Annotated in this window: 18 protein-coding genes; 12 read left to right on the top strand and 6 right to left on the bottom strand. The window is 45.6% G+C overall.

The features are described 5' to 3' along the window. The first annotated feature begins 65 nt into the window (after window positions 1-65). The 4 genes from QUA16_RS11615 (at window position 66) to QUA16_RS11600 (ending at window position 3,932) form a co-directional block, all read left to right on the top strand. Entirely contained in the window at window positions 66-836 is a 771-nt protein-coding gene (locus tag QUA16_RS11615) for a Uma2 family endonuclease (protein ID WP_333104283.1), read from the top strand. A gap of 96 nt (window positions 837-932) precedes the next feature. After that, a complete protein-coding gene (locus QUA16_RS11610) occupies window positions 933-2,057 on the top strand; it encodes a DNA cytosine methyltransferase (RefSeq protein ID WP_333104284.1) in 1,125 nt (374 codons plus the stop codon). A gap of 73 nt (window positions 2,058-2,130) precedes the next feature. Continuing rightward, window positions 2,131-3,354 (top strand): AAA family ATPase, encoded by a 1,224-nt coding sequence (locus QUA16_RS11605; protein ID WP_333104285.1) that lies wholly within the window; start codon window positions 2,131-2,133, stop codon window positions 3,352-3,354. 2 nt (window positions 3,355-3,356) lie between these two features. After that, complete coding sequence (locus tag QUA16_RS11600; protein ID WP_333104286.1) at window positions 3,357-3,932, top strand: hypothetical protein; 576 nt, start codon at window positions 3,357-3,359, stop codon at window positions 3,930-3,932. 21 nt (window positions 3,933-3,953) lie between these two features. Here the strand turns inward: QUA16_RS11600 and QUA16_RS11595 are convergent, their stop codons facing one another. Together QUA16_RS11595 and QUA16_RS11590 are read right to left on the bottom strand one after the other, a co-directional pair. Continuing rightward, window positions 3,954-5,168 (bottom strand): class I SAM-dependent methyltransferase, encoded by a 1,215-nt coding sequence (locus QUA16_RS11595; RefSeq protein ID WP_333104288.1) that lies wholly within the window; start codon window positions 5,166-5,168, stop codon window positions 3,954-3,956. A gap of 242 nt (window positions 5,169-5,410) precedes the next feature. Further along, window positions 5,411-6,595, bottom strand: a complete 1,185-nt coding sequence (locus tag QUA16_RS11590) for an NAD(P)H-quinone oxidoreductase subunit H (RefSeq protein WP_333104289.1) — start codon at window positions 6,593-6,595, stop codon at window positions 5,411-5,413. A gap of 57 nt (window positions 6,596-6,652) precedes the next feature. On the opposite strand from QUA16_RS11590, the gene rsmH reads away from it, so the two are divergent. The 3 genes from rsmH (at window position 6,653) to QUA16_RS11575 (ending at window position 10,724) form a co-directional block, all read left to right on the top strand. After that, the gene (gene rsmH / locus QUA16_RS11585) at window positions 6,653-7,555 is read left to right on the top strand and encodes a 16S rRNA (cytosine(1402)-N(4))-methyltransferase RsmH (protein WP_333104290.1); all 903 of its coding nucleotides are present in this window, start codon (window positions 6,653-6,655) and stop codon (window positions 7,553-7,555) included. A gap of 562 nt (window positions 7,556-8,117) precedes the next feature. Beyond that, on the top strand, window positions 8,118-9,791 hold the full coding sequence (locus QUA16_RS11580) for a SpoIIE family protein phosphatase (protein ID WP_333104291.1): 1,674 nt from the start codon (window positions 8,118-8,120) through the stop codon (window positions 9,789-9,791). Window positions 9,792-10,301: 510 nt separating this feature from the next. Then, window positions 10,302-10,724, top strand: coding sequence for an anti-sigma regulatory factor (locus QUA16_RS11575; RefSeq protein WP_333104293.1), 423 nt, complete (start codon window positions 10,302-10,304; stop codon window positions 10,722-10,724). A gap of 505 nt (window positions 10,725-11,229) precedes the next feature. Here the strand turns inward: QUA16_RS11575 and QUA16_RS11570 are convergent. Next, the gene (locus QUA16_RS11570; RefSeq protein ID WP_333104294.1) at window positions 11,230-11,664 is read right to left on the bottom strand and encodes a nuclear transport factor 2 family protein; all 435 of its coding nucleotides are present in this window, start codon (window positions 11,662-11,664) and stop codon (window positions 11,230-11,232) included. Between the two features lie 17 nt (window positions 11,665-11,681). Here QUA16_RS11570 and QUA16_RS11565 point away from each other — a divergent pair, with 17 nt between their 5' ends. After that, complete coding sequence (locus QUA16_RS11565) at window positions 11,682-11,846, top strand: hypothetical protein (protein ID WP_333181142.1); 165 nt, start codon at window positions 11,682-11,684, stop codon at window positions 11,844-11,846. Between the two features lie 155 nt (window positions 11,847-12,001). On the opposite strand, the gene QUA16_RS11560 is transcribed toward QUA16_RS11565, so the two are convergent. Next, on the bottom strand, window positions 12,002-12,964 hold the full coding sequence (locus QUA16_RS11560; RefSeq protein WP_333104295.1) for an orange carotenoid protein N-terminal domain-containing protein: 963 nt from the start codon (window positions 12,962-12,964) through the stop codon (window positions 12,002-12,004). Window positions 12,965-13,173: 209 nt separating this feature from the next. Between QUA16_RS11560 and queG the strand changes: the two genes are divergently transcribed. Together queG and QUA16_RS11550 are read left to right on the top strand one after the other, a co-directional pair. Beyond that, window positions 13,174-14,139 carry a tRNA epoxyqueuosine(34) reductase QueG gene (gene queG / locus QUA16_RS11555; RefSeq protein ID WP_333104296.1) on the top strand — a complete coding sequence of 322 codons (966 nt, stop codon included), beginning with the start codon at window positions 13,174-13,176 and terminating at the stop codon, window positions 14,137-14,139. A gap of 188 nt (window positions 14,140-14,327) precedes the next feature. After that, window positions 14,328-14,966 (top strand): HAD-IA family hydrolase, encoded by a 639-nt coding sequence (locus tag QUA16_RS11550; protein WP_333104297.1) that lies wholly within the window; start codon window positions 14,328-14,330, stop codon window positions 14,964-14,966. 150 nt (window positions 14,967-15,116) lie between these two features. On the opposite strand, the gene QUA16_RS11545 is transcribed toward QUA16_RS11550, so the two are convergent. Both QUA16_RS11545 and QUA16_RS11540 read right to left on the bottom strand, forming a co-directional pair. Next, window positions 15,117-15,944: an SWIM zinc finger family protein gene (locus QUA16_RS11545; RefSeq protein WP_333104298.1), complete on the bottom strand. Its 828-nt coding sequence runs from the start codon at window positions 15,942-15,944 to the stop codon at window positions 15,117-15,119. Window positions 15,945-16,223: 279 nt separating this feature from the next. Further along, entirely contained in the window at window positions 16,224-21,053 is a 4,830-nt protein-coding gene (locus tag QUA16_RS11540; RefSeq protein ID WP_333104299.1) for an SNF2-related protein, read from the bottom strand. Between the two features lie 449 nt (window positions 21,054-21,502). Between QUA16_RS11540 and QUA16_RS11535 the strand changes: the two genes are divergently transcribed. Then, complete coding sequence (locus QUA16_RS11535; protein WP_333104300.1) at window positions 21,503-23,656, top strand: polyribonucleotide nucleotidyltransferase; 2,154 nt, start codon at window positions 21,503-21,505, stop codon at window positions 23,654-23,656. A gap of 366 nt (window positions 23,657-24,022) precedes the next feature. Beyond that, entirely contained in the window at window positions 24,023-24,400 is a 378-nt protein-coding gene (locus QUA16_RS11530; protein WP_333104302.1) for a hypothetical protein, read from the top strand. Window positions 24,401-24,644: the final 244 nt, after the last annotated feature.

Below are 24,644 nucleotides of genomic sequence, written 5' to 3'. Positions count from 1 at the left end.
TAACATTAATCCCAAAAACCAAGAGATATAATTTAAACATTAAAACATTTAACCTCTGAGAAACTATGTCTGTAGCAACTAAAAATTATGAAACACAACTCACAATCACCTGGCCGCTACTACCAGAAGATTTCCAACTACCAGACGACCCAGTGGAAGACGAAAGCCAACCATTGTTAGCCGCCGCTTTGCGCCAGCCGCTAACAGGATTTCCTGAATTAATGCAGGATGCCTTAATTGTTTCCAACTTTGCCTTGTGTGCAGGAATAAGTTTCCCAGGTTCAAGCAGCGACGAACAGCGTATTATCTGCAAAGCACCAGATTGGATGTACGTGAAACCCGTCAATCCAAAAAATGTCTCTCAAGTACGCCGCAGTTACACCCCACACACAGAAGGAACCATCCCCCAAATCGTGATGGAATTTCTTTCAGAAACCTATGGAGAAGAATACTCCGTTGAATTTACCTCGCGGGTGGGAAAGTGGTATTTTTACGAGCAAGTAATCAAAGTTCCCCGATACGTCATATTCCGAGCCAAAACAGCTCATTTAGAAGTTTACGCTTTAGAATCAGAGCACTACAACTTGCAAAAACCTGATGAAAACGGACGTTATGGGATACCCGGATTGGACTTATTTTTAGGAATGTGGCAAGGAACGCACGAAGGAAGGACAGGCTGTTGGTTGAGGTGGTGGAATCCTGAAGGCGAGTTGTTGCTTTGGTCGGAAGAAAGAGTAGAACAAGAACGCCAACGGGGCGATCGCGAACGCCTCCGCGCTGAAAAATTGGCCGAAAAACTGCGTCAAGCCGGGATCGAGTTAGACGAAGAAGAGTGAAATATCAATTGATGAGCCGAGTTCGATCGTGTTTTGGTATGATGACACTCTTATGGTGCGGGAATCCAGCCCGCCCTTGGCTAACTTTGCACTCCTATGTTAATAGAACGTCTCCAGCCGATCGCCTGGGCAAAAAAACCGCGACTCCTATCCTTATTTTCTGGTTGCGGCGGCATGGACTTGCCATTCCACCAAGCCGGATTTGAGGTAGTTTGGGCGATCGACTCCAATAAATACGCCTGCAAAACTTTCAGCAGAAACATTGCTGATGTCATCATCAACGACAGCATAGAAAATATAGACATTGCACAAGTTCCCGAAGCTGAAATATGTATAGGAGGGTTCCCCTGTCAAGATTTCTCCCTAATTTGGAAGCGCCCCGGACTTGAAGGAACCAGAGGCAATTTATATACATACTTTCTCGATTTTGTCAATAAAAAAAAGCCCAAAGCTTTTGTAGCAGAAAATGTCAAAGGCTTATTAAGTGCAAATAATTATCAAGCAATAAAACAAATAATTTCTGATTTTGAAAGTATCGCTCCCGGCTACTTAGTTAAACCTAAACTCTACAACTTTGCCGATTACGGAGTTCCGCAATTTCGGCAAAGAGTGTTATTAGTTGGGATTCGGATGGATACAGGATTTAACTTTGTGCATCCTCAGCCAGAATACGGTCAAAATCGCAAACATCCTTATCGAACTGCGGGCGAAGCACTCAAAAATGTGGAAGCAGTTCTTGACAATAACCAACATCATAAAATTCAAGCCCGCACCGTTGAAATTTTAAATCGAATTAAACCGGGAGGCAATTTCTCTGATATTCCCAAGGATAGTCCATACTATGTCAAAGGCATGATCAGTCACGTTTATCGCCGAATTCATCCAGATAAACCCTCATCGACAATCATTGCTGGTGGAGGTGGCGGGACTTGGGGTTATCATTATTTAGAACCGCGTTCTTTGACAAATCGTGAAAGGGCAAGATTACAAACATTTCCCGATGATTTTGTTTTTGAAGGTTCTACGACTGAAGTGCGGCGGCAGATTGGCAATGCAGTGCCGCCGCAGGGAATCGCTGCTGTTGTTGAGGCTTTAATTCCGCTATTTAAGGGGGATTATCCGCAAGTGGATTTATATGAAATGAGTAAAAAGTTGCAGGGTATGTCAATTCAAGAACGATTAAAATGGGCTGAATTAGAACCAAGTGAAAATATTTTATAATCAGCAAGTAGTTTATAGTACAATATTTCTAAATATTGAGCTAATTATGTAGCTGATAGAGTGAATATTCAAAATGCTGAAAGAACTTCATCTAAAACAAGTCGGAACCGCCCCCCAGTTCGATGTAGAATTTGCCGATCGCATTAATTTATTTACTGGCGACAATGGTTTGGGGAAAACTTTTTTGCTTGATGTTGCTTGGTGGGTACTAACTGGAAAATGGGCGGATAGTCCAGCTTGGCCACAGCAGGGACAGGGCAATTCCCCGGAAATCACTTCTCGTTTAAGCAATCAAAAAAAATCCGATAAATATCGAAGTCTGTTTAGTTTTTCCGAACAAAAGTGGTTAGACAGTGGCAAGTATTCTAGTTTCAAAGGGTTAATTATTTACGTCCGTGTTGATGGATTTTCAGTCTTAGATCCTGCCCGTAATCGCTTAGCAGCTTATCACTTCAATTATGATAGTCTTTGGAATGGATTGATTAATTCCGAAGGAAAATTTATCTGTAATGGTCTAATTCATGATTGGGTGAACTGGCAACGTCAACCAGACCGATCTCAATTCCAACTATTATCTCGCGTCATTAAACAACTTTCTCCCGATGCTGATGAATGGATGGAACCGGGAGAACCAATAAGGGTTTCTGTTGAGGATGTGCGTGAGATTCCTACCTTAAATTTTCCCTATGGCAATGTTCCGATTATATACGCATCAGCGGGCATTAAGCGAATTTTAGGATTAGCTTATTTGTTAGTATGGACTTGGTATGAACACACAATGGCTTCTAAGTTGCGGCAACAAGAACCTCTGGATAAGATAATTCTTTTAATCGATGAAGTTGAAGCTCATTTACATCCACAGTGGCAACGATCAATCTTGCCAGCTATCTTAGAAGTAGCAACAAACCTCGAAAATGAAATGAAACTTCAGCTAATAGCTACAACTCATTCTCCGCTGCTACTTGCCTCAATCGAGCCTGAATTTGATGAGGAGCAAGATAAGTTATTTTTGTTTGAGTTACAAGGTAAAGATGTAACTCTTAATGAAGTTCCTTGGACAAAACATGGCGATGCTGTTGGCTGGCTAACTTCAGATATTTTTGGGTTAAAACAGGCTCGTTCCCGCGAAGCAGAAATAGCGATTGAGGCTGCGTATACCTTCATGCGAGGAGAAAGCATGGAAACTTTTCCTGAATACCTCAGAACTAAGGATCAAATTCATCAGGAACTCCTGCGAGTTTTACCAGAACACGATCGCTTCTGGCCGCGATGGATTGTGAGCACCGAGGTAGAGTAAAGATGATGCGATTTACTCCGCCAGCGGAACCAGCAGATTTTGAGCAACAAGTGCGACAAGCAGGCAATAATTGGTTAGTTAAAAATCCTGGTAAAGAACCAAAAGATTTTTGGTCTACCTTCAAACCTCAATTAGCTAAAGACTTCCAAAATCTTTGTGGCTATTCAGTTATGTACATACCGAGTCGGATGGGTACTGTAGATCATTATTTGAGTAAAAGTAAAGCAGAAAATCGGCATTTGATTTATGACTGGAAAAACTATCGCTATGCTTTGCAACGGGTAAATAGCTGCAAAGGAACTTACGATAGACAAATTCTCGATCCGTTTGAAGTAGAAGATAATTGGTTTGAGATTATCCTACCTTCTTGTCAGTTGGTTTTGACTGATGCGATTCCTTCCCACCAGCGCGATCGAGCCGAATTTACCCTCAAAAAGTTACAGCTTCAGAATAGTGAATGGGTGATAGAACAACGTCAGGAGTGGTATCGGATGTATCTAGAGAACGAACTTAATTTAGAAGGGTTAGAAAAGAAAGCGCCTTTAATCGCTCGTGCGGTTAAAAAACAGCTTAATTAGTTAATAATCAATCTCAAATAATCAATCAGGCACCATCAAACCCTTCAAAATTCTCCCCTTTTCCTCCTCCCTCAACCCTTTACACTGCACCAAAACCCCAAAACCGCCCAAACCCATCGGATCGATCAATTGATGCAAAGCCTCCCGTCGCCGCAAAAACGTTGCCACATCCAATACTTCCGCATGATTTGTTGATAGAGAAGCAATACGATCGCCCAAACCCAACGCCATCAAAAACAAAGCCTGCTGAGTAAACCCTACCACATCCAAACCGCACAATTCCCCCTGCCTTTCCAACGCCGTAAAATTAACATGAGCCGTTAAATCCTGCCGCCCCACATTAATATAAGGATTGCTGTGATATCGGTGGCGATAATAACACTGTAGCGTCCCCTCACTGCGCCTCGGATTGTAATAGCGGTGCGCCGGATGGCCGTAATCAATAGTTAACAAATATCCCCGCTGCAACTTTTGAGCAACTGTACTCATCCAGTCTAAAGCTACTAAATTCACCTCACTGCGATAGCCATCCCCGTAAACACTCGCCGATAAATCGACTCCCAATAACTCAAAATATTCAGCAATTTTAGGTGTAGAAACTTCGTCAACTACCTCAACAAATTTTATTTGTTCTTGTATATTTTTGGGGGTTTCTGCGGCAACGTAAATCTCCCTAACTTGCCCTTCTTCCCGAATGAATTGATGTACTGGTAAAGCATCTACTAACTCATTAGAAAAGAAACAACCGACAATTGAGTTATTAACTATCTCATCCCAATTGCACCACTTAACACACTTGATATCGGCTAGAATTTGCCGCTGTTCCGCTTGGAGCCCAGGGGAAAGTTCAATAATAATGTATTCTAAAATATGAAAGAAATCGGGATATTGCAGTTGCAGATATTGCAGCACATTTTCGGCAAAATTTCCCCGCCCAGCGCCCATTTCTACAATCGCGAAGTTTTGAGGTTTGCCTAGAATTTCCCACATTTCCACAAACTGATCCGCCAAAACCTCAGCAAAATCAGCACCCCAATGAGACGACGTGATAAAATCGCCTTGTTTGCCGATCGACGGGCGATCGCTATTATAATAACCGTACTGCGGATGATATAATGCCAAATCCATATATTCAGCAAAAGTAATACGCTGCTGGGGACTGGCGGCAATTCTTTCGCAGATTAAAGCGCAGAGCTCCGGGTTGCTGTCATTGATATCTGGTTGATGAACTTTCATAATTTATCGAATCAAAGTTGATGTTATTTCATTTGTCAATGAGAGATTTTTTTTATTAACCGCAGAGGGCGCAGAGGGCACAGAGGAAGAGAGAAGAGAGAAATAAGGTACATTTTAGCGACGTTAATAGCAATATTAATCGAGCTCCATCGGCGTTTATCCGCGTTTATCTGCGGTTCAAAAAAATCAACCCGGTTTCCTAAAAAAACCGGGTTAAATTCTCAGATAAAAACCGACAAAACCTACCTGTCAACCGAGCCCATAATAATGTCGATACTCCCCAAAATCGCCACCAAATCCGCAATCTTCACGCCGCGCACAATGTGAGGCAAAATCTGCAAATTATTAAAATCCGCAGCCCGAATCTTCCAGCGCCAAGGAAACACACTATCATCCCCGATAATATAAATCCCCAACTCACCCTTGCCGCTTTCAACGCGGACATAATGTTCGCCCTTGGGAATCTTAAAAGTCGGGGCAACTTTTTTGCCAATAAACTGATAGTCAAAACCATTCCATTCAGATTTTGGCCCGCTTTCTAAGCGCTTGGCTTCCAAATTCTCGTAAGGGCCGCCGGGGAGTCCTTTCAAGGCTTGATAGAGAATCTTAACAGACTCGCGCATCTCCCGAATCCGTACTAAATACCGGGCTAAACAATCGCCACCAGCTTCGGTACAGACTTCCCAGTCGAAGTCGTCATAACATTCGTAATGGTCAACTTTCCGCAAATCCCAATTTACGCCGGAACCGCGCAACATGGGCCCGGAAAGTCCCCAGTTAATCGCTTCGTTGCGAGAAATAGTACCCAGCCCTTCAATCCGGCGGCGAAAGATTGGATTGTTGGTAATTAAACGTTCGTATTCGTCAATTTTGGGAACGAAATAATCGCAGAAATCTTGGCACTTATCTACCCAACCGTAGGGCAAATCGGCGGCAACTCCGCCAATGCGGAAATAGTTATTATTAACCATGCGATAACCTGTGGCTGCTTCCCACAAGTCGAGAATTGGTTCGCGATCGCGCATAGTATAGAAAAAAGGAGTTTGCGCGCCCACGTCCGCCAAAAACGGCCCTACCCACATCAAGTGGTTAGCAATCCGGTTCAACTCCAGCATGATTACCCGAATATAACTAGCCCGTTTGGGGACAGCAATATTTGCCAACTTTTCCGGTGCATTCACTGTCACCGCTTCGTTAAACATCCCCGCAGCGTAGTCCCAGCGGCTCACGTAGGGCACGTACATCACGTTGGTGCGGTTTTCGGCGATTTTTTCCATCCCCCGGTGCAGATAGCCCAAAACAGGCTCGCAGTCCACCACATCTTCCCCGTCCAGGGTGACGATTAGCCGGAGTACCCCGTGCATGGAAGGGTGGTGCGGGCCCATGTTGAGCACCATCGGTTCGGTTCTAGTCTCAATTCTTGACATAATTAAATGAATTAATGATTACTAGCTATTGTTGATTTTTGTTTGGCTTTTATGATTATGAAGGATATCGAGCTCTCTGAGAAGGAGACCCTTGGATCGGATGTCAGTATTGACACCTATCACGTTCCAGTTTTGGGAAGCGAGTTAATTGCGGGTTTGGCTGTGCGTCCAGGCGGCCGCTATTTGGACGCGACGCTTGGGGGCGGCGGACACACGAGTTTGATTTTAGCGGCGGCGCCAGATGTTACAGTGGTGGCGATCGACCGCGACGAACAAGCCATCCGTTTTTGCCAAGCCCGATTTGCCAACTCGCCCGTTGAGTTTTGGCACGGCAACTTTGCTGAATATCAGTCCCCAGAGGCCGAATTTGATGGTATCATAGCAGACTTGGGCGTCAGCTCTGCTCAGTTCGATACACCGGAACGGGGATTTAGTTTTCGCCACCCAGCTCAACTAGATATGCGTATGAACCAGCAGCAATCTTTGACGGCAGAAGAGATTATCAACCACTGGGAAGAAGTTAAACTAGCAGATATTATTTACAAGTACGGCGAGGAGCGACTGTCGCGGCGCATCGCGAGGCGGATTGTGCAAAGCCGTCCTTTTCAAACTACAACAGAACTTGCAGGGGCGATCGCCTCCAGCTTCCCCCCCAAGCAGCGCAACGGCAGAATCCATCCGGCCACCCGTACTTTCCAAGCTTTAAGGATAGCCGTCAACTCCGAACTCGCTTCTTTAGAAACTTTCCTAAACCTTGCCCCACGGTGGTTAAAACCCGGTGGGAGAATCGGAATCATTACCTTTCACAGTCTCGAAGACCGACCAGTCAAGCACCAACTCAGAGGAACACCCAATTTGCAGGTACTGACAAAAAAGCCGATCGTGCCACAATCCGAAGAAGTCGCTAGAAATCCCCGCTCTCGTTCTGCTAAGCTCAGACTGGCAGAAAGATTAGCTTGATTCGGCAGTAGTAATATGCTTGCTGCAAAAAGTTCAGAGATTAAGAGGACTTGCATCCTGCAATCAAGTACGATGCGGCAAAGATGTAGGGAATAGCGCCAACAACCCACCACTAACCCTCCGGGTACAGTGGGGCTTGAAATACAGCCGGTGTTGACCAGACTTAGGTAGCAATACTTGCGTTAGTAGTAAGTGTTAAAATTCACACCGAGGACAGTGCCCAGCTAGTTAAGAACTCTGCAATCAGAGCATTAATTAGCCGTTTTGAATGCTGGTGTGTTTAGAAAAGTACCGACTGCTAACAAGGTCATTGCTCGTATCACAGCGTTAAAGCTGACTCGGGAATTTTCCCTATTGAAGCGGCCTACCGAGGCGGGTTACAGTATCGAAAGCCTCTCATCTGTGCGAACAGATGGTGCGAAAGGAATGCTCACCTTGAGGTAAAACGGGTTTCTTTAACTCAACTTGACGTAACTGATATGTTGCATATATCCAGCCCTCCTTTTCCTCCCGCCACCTTGCTGAATACAGCTATGGTGGGGGTTTTCAAGGGGGAAGAAAGATGAGTCGGGGAGATGGAAGCAAGCTGAAACTGATGGTAGTCGATGACGAACCCGACAACTTGGATTTATTGTACCGGACGTTTCGACGCGACTTTCAGGTTTACAAAGCAGATAGCGCCCTCAGCGCCCTGGAAGTTCTAGACGAACAGGGCGAGATGGCGGTGATTATATCTGACCAGCGGATGCCAGAAATGAATGGCACCGAGTTTTTGGGGAAAACAGTCGAGCGATTTCCCGATACGATTCGGATTCTGCTAACGGGATACACCGATGTTGAAGATTTGGTTGAGGCCATCAACTCAGGTCAAGTTTTCAAATACATCACCAAACCGTGGAATCCAGAAGAACTCAAATTGGTGATCAATCAAGCCTCAGAAACTTACAAATACTACAAGCAGCGCAGCGTTGCATTGCGCCGCGCTTTACGCAAGGAATCTCTGTTCAATGAGGTAATGAGCGTGATTCGCGGGTCGCTAGATTACTCTAGTATGGTACAAACTATTGTTCAAACCGTAGGTCAAACTTTTGAGGCCAACTATTGTATGCTGCGGCCGGTAGAAGCCGATCGACTATTGCCGAGTACCTTCCCCTACCAAGCCCAAACCTCTGAAGCCAGTAGCTTTTCTTTTGATGAAAATTTGCTGGTTCAAGCTGTAGCCACCCGCCAAACTCAAGTGAACTCCAACAGTGGGGGGCAGGGTAACTCGGTTGAGATTGCCGTGCCCCTGACTTACCAGCAAGAATTGCTGGCGGTACTGGCTTTGTCCCAGATTGGCGGCACTAACCCTTGGTCAGCAGAAGAGATAGAGTTAATAGAAGGTGTAGCAGCTCAAGCTGCTCTCGCCCTGTCTCAAGCTAAGCTATATCAGCGCACTCTGGATTTAGCCAAGCAGATGCAAAACGAGTTGGAAGTGGCTCGCCAAATCCAAACAAACTTGTTGCGCCAAAGTTGGCCGGATTTTGAAACTGTCAGGGTGCAAGCTTGCTGTTATCCCGCGCGGGAAGTGGGTGGGGACTTTTTTGAAGTCTACGTCCACTCCCAAGGGGATATTTGGATAGCGGTGGGAGATGTTTCGGGTAAGGGAGTTCCGGCTGCTCTATTTATGGCGAGCGCGATTTCGGTGATGCGTCGGGAACTTTCCCAAGAAGTTTCTCCAGAGCCCGATCGAGTTATGCACAATATGAATAGCAGTATGTCTGACGACCTGATCGGCAACAACCATTTTATTACAATGGTTGTAGCTCGTTACACTCCGTCAACCGGACACCTGGCATTTGCTAATGCCGGTCACATTTACCCGATTGTTTGGTCTCACTCGGAGGTGAAAGCTCAAGCCGCTAGCGGTAAAACGCCAGCCGAGCCGAATTTCCTGAAAGCTCGTGGCATTCCTTTGGGGATACTACCAGTTTGGAGAGGCAAAGCAGGTACGATCGAATTAAAGTCAGGAGATGTATTTCTGCTGACGAGTGACGGGATTACTGAAGCTAGCGTGACCACTGAAGCGGTCGCAGGGGGTGTACCAACCCGTTCTATGCTACAACAAGAAGGGCTTTGGCAACTCTTGATTCAGGAACCTGGTTCTTTCAACTTGGACAATTTGTTGGCTTACATCCGAGCCGATAATCCCGTTCAGGAAGACGACCAAACCATACTCTCTCTGGAAGTTCTTTGAATCTGTCAGCGACTCCCGACGCATAGTCGGGGGTGAGAGCCGAAAAAACTTAAGCCCTGCTTGTTGACGGCCCATAGAGTAGTCCTGCAAAGGACGGCGTTATCGTCAACAGTCAAAAACCACAGTAAAAAACCTAGCCGGCGATGGCGCAGCTAGTTTCCTGAATCGCTTTCCTGGGGGATTAAATACCTGTCAAGGGTTAAGGTAGAAGGCATTCGTCAGAAAAAACCAACGCTTAAAAGCCAAGGATTGAAACACAGATTTTTTATACCTCGCTGCTTGCAGTCTCGGTATAATTATCAATTGTTAGTGGGCTTTAGACTCATAACAAAAGTTTTCAACTATACTCTTAACTTCTGCCTTATACCGAATGACGAATGCCTGATTTTTAACCAGAAAAGGCTAGTATCCCCCGATTAGTGACAAGTATTGAGGCCGAATCCATTCGGCGCGTCGTGTTTCATACCTGGTGTGAAGACACAGGGGTTTTCAAACTTACGGGATTTTTTTATGAATACTGAGCTTCATGTGCCAAGCGACTTGCGGTTTTTAACAATTGTTGAAAATTGGTTGCTGAGCAGTTTGGAAGTAGAGCTAGGAGAGCACGTCGATTGGCCGCGTCAGTCGAATCGTTTGCGCTTGGTGTTAGCAGAAGCCTATTCTAACGTGATCCGCCATGCTCACAAAGATCAACCCAATTTGCCCGTGTTAATTCGCTTGAATTTAAAAAATAGGGATATTGGTTTAGAAATTTGGGATTACGGTAAAGGTTACGAAATGGATACTTACAATCCCCCGATGCCGGAAGCTAAACAGGAAAGCGGCTACGGCTGGCTGATTATGAGCAGACTTATGGATCGGGTGGACTACACTTTGCAAATAGACGGTCGCAACTGTCTCAAGTTGGAAGCGAGTTTGCCGGAAAAATCTTAATTAGTCATTAGTCATTAGTCATTAGTCATTAGTCATGAGTGATTAGTGATTGACAATGCACTTTTTGGCTGGCTTTGGCTGTCTGTCGCACGGTGCGGTGACAGCCACTTTTTCGTGCAGTATCGTCAATCGATTTTAGATTTTAGATTTTAGATTTTAGAATTGAAGCATTGACTTGCGCGAGATAAATACGTTCGGCAAGTTTCATCGGATACAGGTTTTTTATTTCTGGACGGATGAATCACGTGGCGGGTATCCTGGATGCTTTCGGTCAGCCCAAGGGGAGACTGTAAGACTGTAGGGGTACAGTCCCGATCGCACAAATACCGCATAAACGGGGTTTTTATACCGTTACTGGCACTTCACCAGAGATTTGGATAAAAACCCGGTTTCTGCCTGATTCGGGCGATAAAAAGCCGATTAACCTGTCGATCGCACGATTTTAGCTATGACGTGCGATCGACAGGTCAAACCAAAATAGACAATTTAAATCTGAAACAGATTATTAAACATCAAATTTCTTCTGCGACCGCATATTTAGCAATTCTTGGGGAGAAGCTAACAGTTTGACCGTGACAGAAAGGAGTTTTTGGTCAGAATTGAGCAAGAACAGCCATGCGACATTAACAGCAAATGCGGAAGTTTGCACCCGGCCGCTGACCTGAACTTCTACTTGGCCATCTTCTAAAATTTGGCTGACACCTTTCTGGGGTTCTAGCTGCATTCCTCGCGCTTCTTTTTTGAGATAAGTGGCGATCGAGATGCTGCCGATAATTGGATCTTCAAACGGGGCGTGCAGAACCCCATCATCGGCAAATAAATTAGCCGTCGCGTCAAAATCGCCCGCGTTTAAAGTTTCAAAATATTGCAGTATCCGTGGCATTGTAATGCCTGCAATCTTGATAGAGGTAGTTAAAATAGGTCGAGTTGTCGCGGTCATAAAACAAGTGATTTTAGATGAATGATTATACTGTAATCATTCTCTTTGTCGCAGCAAATCCCTCAAAAGATATAAGTAGGGCTAGGAAAATAATTCTCCGAAAAAAGGAGGAACCGGAGAGTGTCGATCGCAGCTTTCAGATCCACCAAAATCAATACTACTTTCAAAAAATGCAAGTGTAGCCAAGCTGCAAACCCTAATACCATCAGTCATTTCCCATCCTTATAATTCTTGAATCTAAAATCTAAAATCTAAAATCTAAAATGATAGAAACCCAGACACCTGACGGCATCTGGGTTTCTGGCCAAGTCTGTTTGACAGACCGAACCCGAATATTCTATTTACGCATCAAATTGAGCAATTCTTTAGGAGATGCCAACAAGTCGATCGCCACAAAGAAAATTTGACCTTGGGGATCGAGCAAAAACCGCCACGCAATGTTCATGCCCACATTCGCGCCGAACCAGGGAGTTTCGACTTTGCCAGTGACTTTCACTTGTCGGTAGCCATCTTCTGCAGGTTCCGATACGCCTTGCTGGGGCATCATTTTCAGTCCGATGCACTCTTCCCGCATATAGTTGAGGATAGCGTCGCGACCGACGATCGGCTTTTGGAAAGGCGGTTGCAGGGCACCTTCTTCAGCAAATAAACCGACGGCTGGGGTGAAGTCGAAGGCGTTCATGTAGTCGATGTAATTGAGCACAGTCTGCTCGCTGATACCCTCAATTTGGGTTTTCACCCGCTCTTTTGGATCGGTGGGAGTGCTGCGGGGGGCTGAGCGTTTGCCGTACTCTTGGCTGAAATCGGGATCGTAGCCCATGTGAACTACGGTGTTGCGAAGTACGGTAATTTGCTGACCTGGATCTAGTTTCTTGATGGTTTCCAAAACTGTGGTGGCTTCGGGAGACATTTGATAGCCCGCGGGGATCGGAGCGACAACGCCCTGTTTCATCAACTGTCCCAACTCGTACCAGAAACCGAGTTTGGTATTGACGCGCAAGGAAGTGTAAATCCGACCGATTGTAGTGTCGGCGTTGCTGGCTAGGTCAAACATGGTTTTGCTTTGAGCAGCCGGCGACATCTGCTTAATTTCGCTGAGGATGCCTTCGACAAGCGCCATGCTGGCTACTCCTGGGGCTGCTGCGGTGATGGAAACGCCCATTTCGGTGTAGGCATACCAGAGTAGTGCGAGTTGGTCTTCAACGCTGAGTTTGTAGAACGCTTCCGTGGTAGCCGGAACAACGCTCGCAATCTCGGTGTTTGAGAAAATAGATTGAGCTGATTGAATACTAACTGCCATGTGTATGCTGTGAGATTCGCTGTCGGTTTTACTTGCGTACTTGAATTAGCGAATCGAATTCTCCCTAAATTAAATTATGTAACATTTTTGACATTTTGGAGTTCAAATTTATAAATATAAAGATTGTGAAATTATTATCAATTCTGTCCCACAATTAATCTTAAGATTAGTAGACTTATGGCGCAATTTGTGCTGTGGTTCCTTACCAGATGAAAAAATCAATTAATAGCGATCGCATTAAGCAAAAAGCCCTTGAGTTGGGATTTCACAAAGTCGGGATAGCCTCAACAGACACGGATTTAGATCTAGAAAAACAAAGATTGCAAGCTTGGCTGGACAAGGGTTATCAGGCGGATATGGCATGGATGGCAAACCCGAAACGGCAGGATATTCAATTGGTGATGCCAGAGGTGCAGTCCTTAATATGTGTCGCCATCAACTACTACACGCCCCACCAACGCCCCTCAAATCCCCCTTGTGAGAGGGGGGTCGAGGCAGAGGTCGAATATGCTAAAATCTCTCGCTACGGTTGGGGGCGGGATTACCATAGAATTTTGCACAAAAAACTGAAGGTTTTGGCAAATTGGGTGCGATCGCAAGGCGAGGGAATTGAAGCGCGGTATTATGCTGATACCGGGCCGATTCAGGATAAAATGTGGGCGCAGCGTGCTGGGATTGGCTGGATTGCCAAAAATGGTAATGTAATTTCGCGCGAATACGGTTCTTGGGTGTTTTTGGGAGAAATCTTGACTAATTTGGAGTTAGCGCCCGATGAGTCTCATATGGAACATTGCGGTACTTGTACTCGCTGCATTGAGGCGTGTCCGACGGGGGCGATTACTGAGCCTTTTGTGGTGAATGCCGATCGATGTATAGCCTATCACACGATCGAGAATCGAGCAGAAAAATTGCCCGACGAAATTGCATCTAATTTACAAGGTTGGGTAGCAGGTTGCGATATTTGTCAGGATGTTTGTCCTTGGAATCAGCGATTTGCTAAACCAACTGATGTTGCAGAGTTTGAGCCTTATCCTGAAAATATAGCGCCGACACTTTCAGAATTAGCCGACATCTCCGACGAAGAATGGAACCGCAGATTTACCGCTTCGGCGCTGCGGCGAATTAAACCCGAAATGCTGCGGCGAAATGCGAAAGCCAATCAAATTAACCCTTAAAAGTTGAGATGTTCGCGCTCAGGGTGCGCCCATAAGCACCTTACCCTATACATAATAACCGTAGGGGGCGCACGGAGCACCCTGACCCAATACATTATGCAGTAAGTCATTCCCCCATCTAAAATCTAAAATCTAAAATCTAAAATCTAAAATTGTATGATCCTCCGTTCCTTATTTGCTATTGTCCAATGACCCAAGTAATTATTTTTGATTTTGACGGTACTTTAGCAGATACAATCGATATTCTTCTAAGCATCACCAACCGTTTGTCAGTAGAATTAGGCTTTAAGTCTGCCACCAAAGAGCAAATCGCTCAACTGAGCAATTTAACTTCTTGGCAACTCCTTCAGTATTCTGGCATTTCTATCTTCAAATTCCCGCTGTTGATTAGAATGTTGAAAGCAGAGTTACGCAGCGAAATTCCCAATATTCAGTTATTTCCTGGAATTAAAGAAGTTTTACTAGATTTAAAAAAACAGGGATTTCAACTGGGCATAATCACATCTAATTCCAGAGAAAACGTCTTGGCCTCGCTGGAAAAAAATGGTTTGCCAGACACTTTTACATTTATTTACTCTGGTTCAACTTTTGGCAAACATAAAGTTATTAATAGCTGGCTAAAAAGAGAACATATAAATCCTAAACAAGTCGTTTACGTGGGAGATGAGATTAGAGATATAGAAGCTGCTCGAAAAACCGGAATTAAGGTAATTGCTGTAGGTTGGGGTTTTAATTCTCAGGAGGCTTTGGTGGCACACAATCCCGATTTTTTGATTCAAAGCCCCCAGGAATTGATAGAGATTATGAGTAATGTGCGGGAAGTGTAAACTGAAATTGCAAACAGTAAGACTCGTCGGTTGAAATCTATTCTCGACAAACTCTCGTTCCAGCAGAGAGAAACTAAAGAATAAAATGGGTATTCAAGCCGGATTTTTATCAGCCATAGTCCCTAGTATCATCTATGGGAATAAATTATGTTAATCTCCTTCGCCCCGTTTCAGTGCTGCTAAAACTGCTTGCTGGCTAACTGCTTGGTAGATTTTGCTAAAATGCTGCTTGACAGCCTCTGATGCAGGGGAGGATTTGCTAGCGGTTCCTTTTCCGTCGGTTGCGAGGGGAATTGGGCCTAAGATATCTAATACTGTTTCGCTGCTGGGCGGCGGTACAATCACTACTAAAGATGATTCTAGCTGCTGATTGTATTCCCAAAAGCGATCGACCTTCGGCAATTTAGAATTGGTAGTGGGGGCATTTTCGCCGGATTTGAGTTGGGAATTTTCCTCTCCTTCCGTACCCCGTCTTTGGCGGAGTGCTGTCAATATTTGCTCTTTAGTTCTTCCGCGCAGTTGAAAGAGTACGAAAGGGTCTTCGCCGAAGCGATCGCCCAATAAGTAGTATACTGCACTGATGTGTTTGCAAGGGTTTTTCGGGTCAGGACAGCTACAGCGCGATCGAATATCAGATAAACTTAACGGAAATAGCGTTTTGCCCGCTGCTGCAAATACATCTTCAATATTGTGCGGCATTTCTCCTGCTAACAGTTTAGCTGAAAAAACTGCTCTTTGCGACATATTTTCAATCACATAATCCCAATCTTCATCGCTCAATGTATCGAGTCCTAAAGAAACTAGATAGGGTTTGGGATCGGTTCCTTGAACTATGGCAATTACTTCTTGATTGGGAAATTTAATGCTGAGAACTTTACCTTCGCGTGCATATTGCCAGCCACGTTCTAAGCGCTTTTTGAAGCGGTAGGTATTGATTAAATCTAACCACTGTTGTGTCCACCATTCTCTGTCAATCATTTATTTGGGAATTGGGAATTGGGCATTGGGCATTGGCCAAACAGGTAATTCGGATGCTGGAGTCAATCGATTTTAGATTTTAGATTTTAGATTTTAGACTGAAGCATTGACCCCACGGATAAATTCGGGGGGCACGTTTCATCGGATACAGGTTTTTTATTTCTCCCCGGATTCATCCGGGGGCTTGTATCCTGGATGCTGGAGTCAGAAAGGAAAAAACAGCTATCCCTGTATCCGTGACATCCGTGTCGTGCTGCTGGGAATTGGTAATTAATCATATTATTCTTCTTCCGTTTCTATGATAGCATTGCGATCGAGGATTAGTAAATTGCGAAGTTGGTCTGTATCTAGTTCGGTGAGCCAGTTTTCGCCGGCGCTGACAACTTGTTCGGCTAGAGCTTTCTTACTTTCAATCATATCGTGTATTTTCTCCTCTAACGTACCTGTGCAGACAAATTTGTGGACTTGCACATTGCGAGTTTGACCGATGCGAAATACGCGGTCAGTTGCCTGATTTTCTACTGCGGGATTCCACCATCTGTCATAGTGGAAAACGTGGGTTGCTCTGGTTAAGTTCAAACCGGTGCCGCCAGCTTTTAAGGATAAAATCATAATCGGCGGCCCTTGGGGGTCGTGCTGGAAGCGATCGATCATTTCTTCCCGCTGCTGCTGCTTAATTCCTCCGTACAAGAACAAAACTTCTCGCCCTAAATGCTGTTCTAGATGGGGTTTCAGGAGTTTTCCCCATTCAGCAAATTGAGTAAAAATTAAAGCCCGATCGCCCTCAGCGATCACCTCTTCTAACATTTCCACCAACCGCTGCAATTTCCCCGATTCCTGACTCTTAATCTCCAATTCTTTCGGCTTAGCTTCTGCTTTCACAAGAGCCGGATGGTTGCAAAGTTGCTTGAGTTTTACCAGCAAAGCCAGAATCATTCCCCGGCGCTGAATGCCTTCTGCTGATTCTAATTCCGCTATTGACTCTTCGACTATTTTCTGATATAATACCGCCTGTTGAGTCGCCAGTCCGCAAAATACAGTCATCTCCTGTTTTTCGGGCAAATCTTGGATGATTTCTTTGTCAGTTTTCAGGCGGCGGAGGATGAAAGGCCGAACGAGCGATCGCAAAGTCTGCAAAGATTCTCGATCTCCGTATTTCTCGATCGGAATTGCAAATCGGCGCTGAAAGAAATTGCGCGGCCCCAAATAGCCAGGATTGAGAAACTCCAAAATTGACCACAATTCTTGCAGTCTATTTTCCACCGGAGTTCCCGTCAGCGCAATTCTAAAAGATGCCTCGATTTGCCGCACCGCTTGCGACTGCTTCGCCTCGGAATTTTTAATATTTTGCGCTTCATCTAAAACCAATCCTTGCCACTTAATGCCTTGAAATTCCTTCGCATCGCGAAACACCAGCGCGTAACTGGTAATGATTAAATCCTTTCCCTTAATCGCCGCAGCAAATGCTTTGCCTTTAGCGCGTTGGTCTCCGTGGTGTAGCAATACTTTCAGCGTCGGGCCGAACTTCTTGACTTCGCGTTCCCAGTTGCCCAATACCGATGTCGGACAAACCAGTAATGTCGGCCCTTCCAAGGAATCTTGTTCTTGTAAATGCAGGAGAAAAGCAATTAGCTGAACAGTATTGTGGCACAAAATATTATTGGCAACAAAATTGTGATGTTTGCCCACCTCAAAATCATAGACCCACCCACTGTACTCAAAATCCTCAATTTCTTCTATTCTGCAATAAAATACTTCGCGATCGAGTATAAGTTGCAAATTTTCTCGGACACTATCTAACTGCGCTACATTGAGATTTGCATAAGCCTCTAGGGTCTGATTCGTCCATTTAGAAGGCTTTAGCTGGCGGTACTCCTGTTCTGCGGAACCACCAAGCACATTTTCCATACCTGCTACCACCTTTCCTAGGCTGATGCGGGAAAACTGCTGGGAACCGTTAATATAAACAGGATTGTGCATTCCGAAATGGCGCAATGGTAATTTTGTAATTTCCACTGCACGAGCGACGATATCAGAAGCAGGAATTCCCTCAACATTGGTGTTGCAAGGCAATTCGCAAATCTGCTCTAATTTACGCTGTTTTTCGGGATAGCCAAAACCAATTTCTTGGAAAAATATGCGCGCTGAGTTACCGCCGAAAGTACCGATATAATAGGTGCGAAAAATCCCGCTGCCATTGGTGGCGCATTTCTGTTTAGTGGCGATTCGCAGCCAAATTCCAAAGCGCCGCAGCAATGTAGAAAGTTGTTGGATGATTAAAGGCGAAGCGGTGCTAATTTCGATATTTCGCGTGTTAAGAAAGACAGAACCTTCAGCATCAAAGTAGTTTCTGAGAAAAATCCGAATGCTATCAAGATTGGCTTGCATGATAAATTGCGGGAAGCTTTTCTCGGCTGACAGTTTCCCCCACTCGTAGCCTTTAGCCTCAAGAAAGCATTGGTACGATCGACTGCATACAACCAAGTTTGCTGCTGTCTGCTTAGCACGAGTACGAACAGCAGGATTATTGATTTTTACTCCATACTTTTCGCCGATCCGGTGCAGTGCGACACGTAACTCTTGAAGAACTGTCGCATCTTTTTGTGCGATCGAGAGTACAGCCCGATCGCGCTGCTCATGTCCCTCAGCTATTTGCCAAGCCAGAAACTTGACAAAATCGGGATCTTCCGGCTTTCCTTCCCAATACAATTTAGCAGGAACGCAAACATAATCTCCAACCTTGAGGTCATTTGTCCAGCCATCGCGTCCTAACAATTTGTGGCGGCGGGTAATTGTGATGCTGCTACCATCTTGTAGTTTGATGGTTCGCAACTTTTCTTGCACTTGCTGGCGGTAAAGTCGTCGAATAGTCGCCTGTACAATTTTGCCTGTTTCCTGATTTATGGAATTTACCAGTAATTGCTCGTTAGGTTCAGACCAAAAGCCCTCACCGTCGAATTCTGTTTTTCCGGCATAAGTTTCCCATATTTTTTCAGCTTTTTGTAAAAAGCCATTGACAAAAAGCAAAGTTTGTGGTAAGGCGCATTTACCAGTTCCCATATCGTCCGCGAGACAAGCACCCAAACCCCAGCGTTCTAAGAATGCTAACCAGCCTGCTCCTAGGGCTTGATAAGGCCGCAATTGTCCTCGGAAACTAGCCGGAGTTGCGATCGCACTTACCGCTTGATTATCGCTCAAAGTATTCAACAATTCCTGAAGTTGACCCGTAGCCTCAAAATTCACCACAGGCAATTTCTCGATCATCTGAGAATCGCCCGACGCCAAACGCAAAGCATCCTCCAAAGAAAGAGTCATTTGCTCTTTGCGACTAGCAAAAAAAGTTTGAGCAGCCCTCACATCCGGCGCGCGCAACTCCACCCACTCGCCGTTAATTTCCACCAAAGGCGAATTCAACGCGATCAATCTGTCAAATTCTGCCTTAGAAAGGCGCTGTCCGCCGATCGTCAATTCCCACTTAAAATTTAGCAGACTTTGCAATCCCAACCCGCCTTTCGCCGGAGTCACTTTCGGAGTTTCCGCTTGAATGCTCAAACCCAAACGACTCGCCCAACCATCCGTCTTTGTCAAACTCGGCGGCAAAACTACGCCCAACCCGCTATCAGCAAACCGCCAAGCTACAGACTTAATAAACTCGTATGCTTGCAGCGGATTTAATTGGCAAGATTGAGGCCGCTGTGCTTGCAAACTCGGTTCAATTAACGGATAAAGTTTCGAGGCTAAACCCAAGCCGCTGAGCAAAGTTTCTTGAGGCAATTCTATTGTCCGCCCCGCATAAGCCAAACGCTCAACTGAGTTGTTCCAAACAGTTGTCGCATCTACCAAAAATTCGTTTTCATCTGCTGCTTGCAAGCAATAATTTAAATTCCAGTTGGCTTTACCAGGAGACGGCGGTATGAGTTGAAAACAAGTGCGAAATTGGCTGTGTTGAGATAATTGGTTTTGCAGCGGTGCAGTCCAAGCAGTCAGCTTGGTTGCCAAGTTTTCCAATGCTGCTGTTTCTACTTGAACTCTCCCAGATTCCTGCTGCAAAGCTTGTAGCCATTCGCGCACAGGAGAAACTGCTTTGATGTCTAAAGTAGAGCTACCAGCAGATCGCACTTGACTATCTACAATACTACTCAAAAAGCCTAACACCAATTCCTCCGCCCCCATCGGCAAATCCACCGCTAAAGGCAATTGACTCAATTCTTCTTCCTTTTCCCCTCTTCCTTCTTCCTTCTTCCTTCTTCCTTCTTCTTCCTTTTCCCCTCTTCCTTCTTCCTTCTTCCTTCTTCCGACGGACATCGGACTGACATCCGTTACATCCGTTACATCCGTTACATCCGTTACATCCGTTACAGAATCCGTTGCCGAACTTCCTTCTTCCTTCGATTGATATGTTCTGCAAGCCGTCGGCATTTGCTTGACAAAAGTGGCGAGGCGGAGTGTATCTGTAGAACTATCTAACAGCGGTTGCCATTTGGCAATAGCAGAACCGTCGGACTGTTTCTCCAATCCAGGCAAAAATTTGCATCTTGCCAACAAATCCAAACTCCACCTAGCAATATGAGACCAAAAACGCAAATCTGAGCCGACAAAAGAGTCTGCTTCCGTGCTGTTAAGCGGTAGTGATTGCAAGAAAACAAAAGCTGTTTGAGGGTTGAGACAAAAACCCTCGACTTGCCAGGGATAAAGGTAAATTTCCTCGGTTTTAGCGGGTTCCTCAAGTGCTGCTGCTGAGTGCTGCGGCATCAAACTTGCGTTCGATTCTGAGATTTGGGTGGGAAGTGCGATCGCCCGAATTTCCTTTTGAATTGAGGAGTCTGGGGTGGGAATTTCTGCGTTTTGAGTTTTGGGCGATCGCCTAGTTTTTTTGCTTTTTTCCGGTGGAGTTTCTGCGGTTTCCGGTAATTGCCAGTTTAGTTTTCCCGACTGTTGCAAGAAATTTAGGAAAATCTTAAATTCCGATTCGGTCATTGCTAAGGGATGCGGTAAATTCCTCCCCGATTCTAGGGTTTCAATTGCCCCAATTTTCCGCCAAGTTTCTCCCCAAATAAATAAGCAACTTTTCTCATCCTCTAGGAGCCAACTGCCGTGTAAAATTGCCATATTTTTTTACCCTGATATTTGTATTTAAGTGCGAGGTTGACTACAGCATTTATATGGAATTTATGAAATTTTTATTTAAAACAAACCGAGAAAATTTTGAGCCAGATAGGAATTAGGTAGAACCTGTATATTTAGGTACTTATGGCACACCTTACCGCTGATTCCCTGACCTAGATAACTAAATCCCTCTTCCTTCTTCCCTCAACGTCCCAGTTCCCAAACGAAAATAGATCGTACCATCTATGGAAGGCGTTTAGCGGGCGATCGACCGGAGAATCGACCCCAGACTGCAAAAAATAATTCGAGAGTATAAATGCTTATAAGCCAGACGCAGACAGTCGATCACGGGGCGATTATCCCTGTCTTTTGGCGTCGGACTCTCAAACATCCTGTGGTAATGTTACGATCCCGACAGAGAAAGAATGTGGTAGATAAGGAAGCAGTGCTACATGGTAGAGATAGACAAGTCAATATCCTTCGATGGACGGGATATTAGACTGAAGATTGGTTTACTAGCGCCTCAAGCAGGCGGTGCAGTTTTGATTCAGTCAGGTGACACGGCCGTTTTGGTGACAGCGACTCGATCGCAGGGGAGAGAAGGAATTGATTTCCTGCCCCTGTTGGTGGATTACGAAGAGAGACTCTACGCTGGCGGTAAAATTCCCGGTGGATTTTTGCGCCGGGAAGGGCGCCCCCCAGAAAAAGTGACTTTGACTGGCCGTTTGATCGATCGACCGCTACGCCCGCTATTTCCAAGCTGGCTGCGAGATGACATCCAAGTTGTAGCCACAACGGTTTCGATGGACGAACAAGTGCCACCAGACGTTTTGGCGGTGACGGGGGCTTCCGTAGCGATACTGCTGGCGAAAATGCCGTTTTACGGGCCGATGGCGGCAGTGCGAGTCGGTTTGGTAGGGGACGATTTCATCATCAACCCCACCTACAGCGAAATCAAAGAAGGCGAGTTGGATCTCGTGGTAGCCGGTTCTCCTGACGGAGTAATCATGGTGGAAGCCGGCGCTAACCAATTGCCCGAACAGGATATCATCGAGGCGATCGACTTCGGCTATGAAGCAGCCTGTGACTTGATTCAAGCCCAGCGCGAAATTATGGCGGAATTGGGCATCGATTTGGTGGTAGAGGAACGGCCATCGCAAGATTCGGCCCTGGAAAACTTTATTCGCGATCGCGCCCAAGAACCCATCCGCATCATTTTGTCAAGATTTGAAAAAGACAAAACAGTACGGAATGCAGCATTGGATGAAGTTAAGGCAAATGCAGTCGAAGCTGCGATCGCCGAACTCCCGGAAGAGGACCCGGTAAAAGTAGCGGCCACCGCCAACAGCAAGGCGATCGGCAACGTTTTCAAAGACGTTACCAAAAAAATGATGCGGAAGCAGATCCTCGAAGATGGCGTCCGTGTAGACGGCCGCAAGCTAGACGAGGTGCGACCCGTTTCTTGTCGCGTAGGCGTGCTGCCGTCGCGAGTACACGGCACTGGGTTGTTTAATCGCGGGTTGACTCAAGTCTTGTCCGCAGCTACCCTGGGAACCCCAGGAGACGCCCAAGACTTAGGAGACGACTTGCACCCGCAGCAAGACAAACGCTACCTGCATCACTACAATTTCCCGCCGTTTTCGGTAGCAGAAACCAAGCCGATGCGATCGCCCGGACGCCGAGAAATCGGTCACGGAGCCCTCGCAGAACGCGCTTTACTGCCGGTTTTGCCATCCAAAGAAGATTTCCCCTACGTGATTCGCGTAGTTTCAGAAGTCCTTTCTTCCGACGGTTCCACCTCAATGGGTTCAGTTTGCGCCTCAACGCTAGCATTAATGGATGCAGGCGTTCCCCTTTCCCAACCCGTCAGCGGCGCGGCAATGGGCTTAATTAAAGAAGGCGATGAAGTCAGAATTTTGACTGACATTCAGGCAATTGAAGACTTCTTAGGCGACATGGACTTCAAAGTAGCCGGTACCGACACCGGGATTACTGCTTTGCAGATGGACATGAAAATCAAAGGTTTGCCCTTAGATGTAATTGCCAATGCCATCCGCCAAGCCAAACCCGCCAGACTGCACATTTTAGAAAGAATGCTGGCAAGCATCGACACTCCCCGCAAGGAAATGTCGCCGTTTGCACCACGTTTGCTAACCCTGAAAATCGATCCAGAATTTATCGGTTTGGTAATTGGGCCTGGTGGCAAAACGATCAAAGCCATCACCGAAGAAACCGGTGTCAAAATAGACATCGAAGACGACGGAACCGTGACAATTGCTGGCAACGACAGCGAAAAAGCTCAGCGGGCATACAACATTGTCCAAGGCATGACGCGCAAGTTAAATGCAGGAGACGTGTATGTCGGCCGCGTAACTCGAATTATTCCGATCGGCGCTTTTGTCGAAATTTTGCCCGGAAAAGAAGGAATGATTCACATTTCCCAGTTAGCCGACTACCGCGTTGGCAAAGTGGAAGACGAGTTAGCTGTGAACGATGAAGTGATTGTCAAAGTGCGAGAAATTGACAATAAAGGTCGAATTAATTTGACCCGCTTGAATATTCATCCCGACGAAGCGGTAGCCGCCCGCGAAGCGCTGAATAAATAGTTTACAGTTGGTAATTGGTAATTACTTATAGAGTAATTGCTAATTGCTAATTGCTAACTGGTGATTAGTAATTGCTAATTGCTAATTGAGATTAAATCTGATTGTTTCAGATTGATTTGGGAGTAGGTGCGCGACAGCGACAGATCGACAAAAGTGCGATCGGCTGTAGAAGTTAATAAAGTCGCGCACTTTACCCTCGGCGGTTGAAACCGCCACTACACAAATTAAGTTCACTCCTAGCGGACTCAATCAAATATAAAGTTACCTCTTTTATCATTCGGCGGTTGAAACCGCAACTACAGAAACGAAGTCCGCCTACGCGGACTGAATAAAATATAAAGTATGCTTAGAGGGAGGCATAAATCAATGCCGAAACGGTTGATCGTTTTCAAAACAGAATCGCTTTCTTCCCCTGGATGGGAGGATAGATTGCTTTCCCATACAGGTGCTCTCACGAGTATCCTAGCAGAACACTACGACTACTCAAACAAACCTCTGCCTAAAACGGGCGATCGCCTGCGAAACTTTGGTCAATTTAAGGAGAGTGCAGATCCTAAATCCCCTGCTGCGAGCACTCACGTTCGCTGGGGAGATTGGGAGGTTTCGCGCGTAGAGGAGTACAGGCCTGAAATTCCGAATGCTGAATATGACTGTTTAGCGGTGTGCTACTGTTGCTACTCACCCATTGATCCCGAATGGAAAGAATTGCCGAAAATTCAAGTTTCCCAACTGCAAAAACATTAAAAAAACAAAATATCCAGATGCCCGACTTCTTGAAAAAGTCTGGCATCTAAAAGAAGATGAAATCAAATCATACCAATTTAATGTGAAGTTGCATATATTTCGATCCCCCTCGCATCCCCCTTAATAAGGGGGATTTTGACGACCAAGCTCTTGTCCCCCCCTTATTAAGGGGGGTTAGGCAGGGTGGATTAATTGTCCCCAAGTAAATTATAATAGTCGAGCGCGCTCGGATGATCGTCCGAGC

The organism is Microcoleus sp. S13_C3 (genome assembly GCF_036700905.1).
Lineage (GTDB): Bacteria > Cyanobacteriota > Cyanobacteriia > Cyanobacteriales > Microcoleaceae > Microcoleus.
Note: the sequence above shows the minus strand (reverse complement) of the source record. Positions and strands in the feature narration are given on the sequence as shown.

Excerpts from the sequence above, each read along its gene's own strand:
- QUA16_RS11615 (WP_333104283.1), top strand. The coding sequence starts at position 66 with ATGTCTGTAGCAACTAAAAATTATGAAACACAACTCACAATCACCTGG.
- QUA16_RS11610 (WP_333104284.1), top strand. The coding sequence starts at position 933 with ATGTTAATAGAACGTCTCCAGCCGATCGCCTGGGCAAAAAAACCGCGA.
- QUA16_RS11605 (WP_333104285.1), top strand. The coding sequence starts at position 2,131 with ATGCTGAAAGAACTTCATCTAAAACAAGTCGGAACCGCCCCCCAGTTC.
- QUA16_RS11600 (WP_333104286.1), top strand. The coding sequence starts at position 3,357 with ATGATGCGATTTACTCCGCCAGCGGAACCAGCAGATTTTGAGCAACAA.
- QUA16_RS11595 (WP_333104288.1), bottom strand. The coding sequence starts at position 5,168 with ATGAAAGTTCATCAACCAGATATCAATGACAGCAACCCGGAGCTCTGC.
- QUA16_RS11590 (WP_333104289.1), bottom strand. The coding sequence starts at position 6,595 with ATGTCAAGAATTGAGACTAGAACCGAACCGATGGTGCTCAACATGGGC.
- rsmH (WP_333104290.1), top strand. The coding sequence starts at position 6,653 with ATGAAGGATATCGAGCTCTCTGAGAAGGAGACCCTTGGATCGGATGTC.
- QUA16_RS11580 (WP_333104291.1), top strand. The coding sequence starts at position 8,118 with ATGAGTCGGGGAGATGGAAGCAAGCTGAAACTGATGGTAGTCGATGAC.
- QUA16_RS11575 (WP_333104293.1), top strand. The coding sequence starts at position 10,302 with ATGAATACTGAGCTTCATGTGCCAAGCGACTTGCGGTTTTTAACAATT.
- QUA16_RS11570 (WP_333104294.1), bottom strand. The coding sequence starts at position 11,664 with ATGACCGCGACAACTCGACCTATTTTAACTACCTCTATCAAGATTGCA.
- QUA16_RS11565 (WP_333181142.1), top strand. The coding sequence starts at position 11,682 with ATGAATGATTATACTGTAATCATTCTCTTTGTCGCAGCAAATCCCTCA.
- QUA16_RS11560 (WP_333104295.1), bottom strand. The coding sequence starts at position 12,964 with ATGGCAGTTAGTATTCAATCAGCTCAATCTATTTTCTCAAACACCGAG.
- queG (WP_333104296.1), top strand. The coding sequence starts at position 13,174 with ATGAAAAAATCAATTAATAGCGATCGCATTAAGCAAAAAGCCCTTGAG.
- QUA16_RS11550 (WP_333104297.1), top strand. The coding sequence starts at position 14,328 with ATGACCCAAGTAATTATTTTTGATTTTGACGGTACTTTAGCAGATACA.
- QUA16_RS11545 (WP_333104298.1), bottom strand. The coding sequence starts at position 15,944 with ATGATTGACAGAGAATGGTGGACACAACAGTGGTTAGATTTAATCAAT.
- QUA16_RS11540 (WP_333104299.1), bottom strand. The coding sequence starts at position 21,053 with ATGGCAATTTTACACGGCAGTTGGCTCCTAGAGGATGAGAAAAGTTGC.
- QUA16_RS11535 (WP_333104300.1), top strand. The coding sequence starts at position 21,503 with ATGGTAGAGATAGACAAGTCAATATCCTTCGATGGACGGGATATTAGA.
- QUA16_RS11530 (WP_333104302.1), top strand. The coding sequence starts at position 24,023 with ATGCCGAAACGGTTGATCGTTTTCAAAACAGAATCGCTTTCTTCCCCT.